Annotated in this window: 4 protein-coding genes and 1 pseudogene; 4 read left to right on the top strand and 1 reads right to left on the bottom strand. The window is 37.5% G+C overall.

Annotation, left to right across the window (positions count from 1 at the left end; genetic code table 11):
* The 4 genes from QZN27_RS09255 to hisB form a co-directional block, all read left to right on the top strand.
* The coding region (locus QZN27_RS09255) for a polysaccharide biosynthesis C-terminal domain-containing protein (RefSeq protein WP_296786768.1) at window positions 1-753 on the top strand (753 nt) is incomplete at its 5' end.
* Between the two features lie 175 nt (window positions 754-928).
* Window positions 929-1,621, top strand: a complete 693-nt coding sequence (locus tag QZN27_RS09250; protein WP_296786765.1) for a TOBE domain-containing protein — start codon at window positions 929-931, stop codon at window positions 1,619-1,621.
* Between the two features lie 8 nt (window positions 1,622-1,629).
* Entirely contained in the window at window positions 1,630-1,833 is a 204-nt protein-coding gene (locus tag QZN27_RS09245; protein WP_296786763.1) for a 4Fe-4S binding protein, read from the top strand.
* Window positions 1,834-1,872: 39 nt separating this feature from the next.
* The gene (gene hisB, locus QZN27_RS09240; protein ID WP_296786761.1) at window positions 1,873-2,451 is read left to right on the top strand and encodes an imidazoleglycerol-phosphate dehydratase HisB; all 579 of its coding nucleotides are present in this window, start codon (window positions 1,873-1,875) and stop codon (window positions 2,449-2,451) included.
* A 24-nt stretch (window positions 2,452-2,475) separates the two neighbouring features.
* On the opposite strand, the pseudogene QZN27_RS09235 reads toward hisB, so the two are convergent.
* A pseudogene (locus tag QZN27_RS09235) lies at window positions 2,476-3,819 on the bottom strand (hypothetical protein); the annotation flags it as partial.

Below are 3,819 nucleotides of genomic sequence, written 5' to 3'. Positions count from 1 at the left end.
GCTGATCCAATTGCACGTTTACCGTTGATTATATCAGTTTCCATTGCAACAACAATTCTTCCGGCTTCTTCAGAGGCATTCAAGGTAAAGGACATTGATTCCCTGCAGAAATATGTTTCAGAGGCCTATAAGTATTCATTGCTCTTTGTAGTTCCGATGTGTGTCGGCCTTGCGTTGTTTGCGACTCCTACCCTGCAGGTATTGTACTTTAAGAATCCGGCTTATGTTGCAGGTGCGGCCGCTTTGGCCATTCTTTCAATCGGTATGACATTCTATTCTATTTTCACCATTTCAACAAGTGTCATCCAGGGAATAGGAAATCCTAGAATTCCTATGTATATCCTGATTGGAGGGGCGATGGTCACAGGTGTCCTCAATTGGTATATGGTTCCGTTTCTGGGCATTGCCGGCGGAGCGTTGGCTACCACAATTGCATGCTTTTTGATGATGGTTCCGTGCATTTATTTTGTATTCAGACTTACCAAGACAAAGGCTCCAAAGAAATCCGTGGCCAAGATATTTGCAGCGTCAGTGATAATGGGAATTTTCGCATTAATAATTCCAAAAACCACATTGTGGCTGTTTCCGGGTATTTTTGCCTGTATGATTGTTTATTTCTTTGCATTGATTCTGGTCAAGTTCTTCGAAAAGGATGACATCGACAGTCTGAGGGAAATGTCTTCAAGATTCGGTCCGCTGTCCAAGATAGTAAATAAGCTCATGAATCTGGTTGAAAAACTGCAATCCAGATAATGAAACGGGCCTGAATTGTTGTTGGCCGAATATTGTCACTTGTCATTTAGGGTGCTCGGGTCGATGTGTAATTTCAACTGAAAAAATTTTCACGATTTCAATATGTCCATAATAACAAAAACTTATTTAAATATAAGTAATATAAATATTATTGTTATATTTCGGGGGATTTATAATGACTGATGTTAGCGCAGGTGTTGAATATAAAATTAATGTAGATGGTAATTCCTTTTTGCTTGACAGTAAAAAGTACAATTTACTTGTATCTATTTTAGAGACCGGGTCTCTGACAGCAGCTGCTAAGGAAATCAATGTTTCTTACAGGACTGCTTTGAACTATATTGATAAAATAGAATCCAGTCTTGACGTTAAGGTGGTAAGCACTACCAAAGGCGGAAAAGGCGGTGGAGGAGGAACTTCTCTAACCGATGAAGGATACTCCATTTTAAAGGAATGTAAAAAAATCAATGCTATTATGGAGCTTCACAAGGATGTCAATGAAATTGAAGCTACAATTGTCGATATCAATGATGCCAAAGGCGTAATGACTATCAAAAACGAGGAGTTTGAAATCAATGCTCCATTGAACAGGAATTATAAAATTGGCGATGAGATATTGGCCTTGATCAGTTACGATAACATCTTTTTGATGTTGGAGCCACAGACTTCAAGTATCCGTAATATCCTGAAGGGCCAGATTGTTGAGATGAGGCTTGAAGGTGAAATTATACGTGTTAAAATTAACGTAGGTGGAGTTACCTTGTGCAGTGACATTACAGTATCTGCAGAAAAGGAACTGAGTTTGAACATAGGTAAAGAAGTTTATATAGGATTTAAGGCAATGTCCGTTGCTACTTTAAAATTATAGGTGATATTATGCCATTGCAAATTTTAGTCGATGAAGATAAATGTATAGGATGTGGAAATTGTGCTGAGATTTGTCCAAAATCAGCTAAAATTTGGAAAGTTGGTAGAGTTGCACGTATATTGGATTTAAGATATTGTCATGTTTGTACACTATGTGCCATGGAATGCCCTACTGACTGCATTAAAATTATACGTCCCGGCGAAGAAGCCTAAATTATTGAAGCTAAAATTAATTATTTTGTAGGTTAGATTATGACTAGAATTTCAAATGTTTCAAGAAAAACATCAGAAACTGATATTTCAATAAAGATGAATTTGGATGGTAAAGGCAAATACGACATTGAAACAGGAATTAACTTTTTTAACCATATGCTGGAATCATTTTCCAAACATTCAATGATTGATTTGGATGTAAAGGCCGTGGGAGATATTGAAATAGATGATCACCACACAATAGAGGATGTCGGAATCCTTTTGGGAGAAGCGTTTCTTGAAGCAATCGGCGATAAGAAAGGCATAAAAAGGATGGCCCATGCCATAGTCCCTATGGATGAATCAGTTTCCACAGTGGCGATAGACATAAGCGGACGCAGCTATTGCAACATGAGCCTGGACTTCAAGAATGAAAAGATCGGGGACATGACCTCAGATATTATCATTCACTTCTTCGAATCATTTGCATCCAGCGCCAAATTAAACATTTACGGCACTGTTGAAGGTGCAAACGATCACCACAAGGCTGAAGCTGTCTTTAAGGCATTTGCAAAAGCCTTGAAAGAGGCAATTAAAGTGGAACATGATCAGATTCCTTCCACAAAAGGAGTATTATAATCAATAATACTTTTTCTTTTTTTATTATTTTATGGTGATTCTAATTTTTTTACTTATTGCTTTATAGTTTGAATTTCCGGCATATTTGAAGACCGCACGGTATTTTCCTTTCTTGGTTAGCTTAAGCTTAAATGTGGCAATTCCTTTTGAATTGGTTTTGGCTTTGTATGTCTTTTTGTTCACAGTCAATTTGATAATGCTGTTTTTAATGACTTTGTTTTTGTTGTTCTTGAATTTCACAGTTACCTTTTTGGTTTTTGATTTGGCCTTGAATTTTTTGGAAGATGATGTAAGCTTTGGAGTTGCCTTCTTGACTGTTGCCTTGACGGTTTTTGCTGAAGATTTATAGATGCCGTTTCCTGCAAAAGTGATTTTTGCAAAATATTGTCTGGCAGGCAGATTTACGGATATCTTAACCTGTCCGCTTGCATCTGTTGTTTTATTGTAAACCTTACCGTTTAACTCAACAATAACATTCTGTCCTGCTAAAACATTGCCTCTATCATCTTTAAGTGTAACAACCAGGTTTTTGGCAACATTAAATGTGGTGCTTATGTCTGGAGCCATTATCTGGCTGTCAATTTTATTCACGATAATACGGGCATTTGCAGATGAAGGGAAATAACCGCCAGCACCGGCAAATAATATTTCTGCAGGGTATTCTCCTGGAATCAGGTCAAGTGCAAATATGGCCTTTCCGTTGTCATCGGTAGTTGCAGTGTGATTTATTCCGTTCAAATTAATTGCAATCTCCTTTCCTTTTACTGCATTGCCTTCACTGTCTTTTAAACTGACAACTAATTTTTCATTTGAATTGTAAGTGACGGTCATGTTATTTGCTTCAATGACTGTTCTTGAACCTACATTGACTGTAAAGGTATTGGAGTATGCCTCTTCAGCTAATTTTAGGTCATGGTATTTCACTGAAATTTTATGATAACCTGCCGGGAGGTCTGAAATCGCTATTGTGAATTCGCCGTTTTCCACGTTATAGTAATTGGGCACGCTTTCATCAATCGAAATGGATAGGGAGTTAAATTGACTGTCAGGAGCTGTTAATGTAATATTTACGCCAGAACCTGTTTCAACTTCAGTTGGAAGATCGGCAGTGATGTTTTTTGAGTTTTCAATTACATAAACTCCCTCAATCAGGTGGTATTCTCCGCCGGAAGTATTGAAGTCCAGATAAAATTTATTCATGCCTGTGATGTTGCTTGACAATTCAACTGATGAGATTCCGTTGATTATTGTATCTGAAGCCAATAATAATCCTTTTACACCATTGTTATAGTCGTATACATTGAAAGTGCCGTTAACCCATTCATTTGCATGCATCGCAATTGTGAATTTTTCATCAACGCTCACATA

It is taken from the genome of uncultured Methanobrevibacter sp. (genome assembly GCF_900316895.1).
GTDB lineage: Archaea > Methanobacteriota > Methanobacteria > Methanobacteriales > Methanobacteriaceae > Methanocatella.
The sequence above is the reverse complement of the archived record's forward strand: the minus strand, read 5'-3'. Positions and strand labels throughout refer to the sequence as shown.

Excerpts from the sequence above, each read along its gene's own strand:
- QZN27_RS09250 (WP_296786765.1), top strand. The coding sequence starts at position 929 with ATGACTGATGTTAGCGCAGGTGTTGAATATAAAATTAATGTAGATGGT.
- QZN27_RS09245 (WP_296786763.1), top strand. The coding sequence starts at position 1,630 with ATGCCATTGCAAATTTTAGTCGATGAAGATAAATGTATAGGATGTGGA.
- hisB (WP_296786761.1), top strand. The coding sequence starts at position 1,873 with ATGACTAGAATTTCAAATGTTTCAAGAAAAACATCAGAAACTGATATT.